This is a genomic window from Actinomadura logoneensis (genome assembly GCF_003428695.1).
Classification (GTDB): Bacteria; Actinomycetota; Actinomycetes; order Streptosporangiales; family Streptosporangiaceae; genus Spirillospora; species Spirillospora logoneensis.
The window spans coordinates 1-1,529 of record NZ_QURH01000542.1; the positions used below are offsets into that span (position 1 = coordinate 1).

The following is a 1,529-nucleotide window of genomic DNA, read 5'->3' on the forward strand; positions in this document are numbered from 1 at the left end:
CGCCGCGCGCTCGCGGGCGTCGTCCGCCGGGGCGGCCGGCGGCTGCGCGGCGGCCGGCTGCGGCTTGTCGTCGTCCTCCTCCATCAGGCCCTTGGTCTCGGCCTTCAGGATCCGCGCGGACTTGCCGAGGGACCGCGCCAGCTGCGGCAGCTTCGCCGAGCCGAAGATCAGCACGACGACCAGCAGCAGAATGAGAATCTCGGTGGTGCCCAGTCCAGCCATGTCAGTCCTTCTCAGCAGGTGCTACTCACGACGATCGTACGCCCTCGGCGGCCTCGGCCGGGGCGCGGGAGTCCCGCAGATCCCGCACTTCGGCGCGGAGCACCGAGTGTTTCGGCCCGAGCCTCCGGCGCGTCCGCTCCAGTTCACGCGCCAGACGGCGGACGCCCAGCCACACCCGGAACGAGCACCAGGCCAGCACCGCCAGCCCGGCCGACCCCAGCGCCACCGCCATCGCAAGCCACGTCATCCCGCCCACGGTAGCCGAATCCTCACACTATGTCGTACAGGGCCAGCGCCCGCGCCGCGTCGTCCCGCACCGCCCCGGCGAGCGACGGCGGCGACACGATCCGCCCCTGGTCGCCCAGCCGCAGCGCCAGCGCCCGCACCCACCGGGTGTCGGGGGTCCGCAGCACCACCCGCAGCCGCCCCTCCCCCAGCTCGGCGACCGACTCGCACGGGTAGGAGTCGGCGACCCACCGGCCGCGCGGGGTCAGCTCCATCGTGACCGTCTCGTCCTGCGGGGACGGCCGGAACAGGCCCGCGTCCACGTCGATCGGCTCCGCCCCGTCCGGCACGTCCGCCGGGACGTCCAGCACCGTGAGGCCGGTCACCCGGTCCAGGCGGAACAGCCGGACGGCCTCCGCGCGGCGGCACCAGCCCTCCAGGTACGTGGTGCCCTCGACCACCAGCAGCCGCATCGGGTCCACGTCCCGCTCGGTGTTCTCGTCCCGGGTCGGCACGTAGTACGTCAGGTGGACGCGCCGCCGCGCGTCGATCGCGGCGCGCAGCCGCGCGAGGGCGTCCCCGCGCGTCTCCACCTCCACCGCGACCTTCCCGGCGGCCTGCGCCGCCGCGCCCGCCGCCTCCTCCAGCTTGGCGATCAGCCGGGACAGCGCGTCCCGGTCGTGCAGCTCCGGCAGGCCCGCCAGCATCCGCAGCGCCACCAGCAGCGCCGCCGCCTCGTCCGCCTTCAGCCGCAGCGGGCGGGCGATCGACTCGGCCTCGGTCACCGTGATCTCCCCGCCCTCGTAGGACAGGTCGATCGGGCAGTACGGGTCCGGGGCGCGCAGCTCCACGCACCACAGCATGTTCAGGTCGTCGATCAGCTGCTTCTCGGTCACCCCGAACGCGGCGGCGGCCTCGTCCAGCGCCACCGCGTCGCGGTTCACCACATAGGGGACCAGCGCCAGCAGCCGCGCCAGCCGGCCCGTGGACGTCCCGCCCGGCCGCCGGGCCGCCTCACCCTTCACGGGCTCGGACGACCGGGGGCGCGGCGCCGCGACGCGCAGCTCCTCGGCCCGCGCCAC

Annotated in this window: 3 protein-coding genes; all 3 read right to left on the minus strand. The window is 75.2% G+C overall.

Going from position 1 to position 1,529, the window contains the following annotated elements; all coding sequences use genetic code 11:
- Positions 1 to 222, minus strand: a 222-nt coding sequence (gene tatA / locus DZF91_RS23955; RefSeq protein WP_117359560.1) for a Sec-independent protein translocase subunit TatA, incomplete at its 3' end; no start/stop codon positions are given.
- A gap of 25 nt (positions 223 to 247) precedes the next feature.
- Positions 248 to 469, minus strand: a complete 222-nt coding sequence (locus tag DZF91_RS23960) for a hypothetical protein (protein WP_117359562.1) — start codon at positions 467 to 469, stop codon at positions 248 to 250.
- Between the two features lie 22 nt (positions 470 to 491).
- Positions 492 to 1,529, minus strand: a complete 1,038-nt coding sequence (locus DZF91_RS23965) for a helix-turn-helix transcriptional regulator (protein WP_235834509.1) — start codon at positions 1,527 to 1,529, stop codon at positions 492 to 494.

Excerpts from the sequence above, each read along its gene's own strand:
- DZF91_RS23960 (WP_117359562.1), bottom strand. The coding sequence starts at position 469 with ATGACGTGGCTTGCGATGGCGGTGGCGCTGGGGTCGGCCGGGCTGGCG.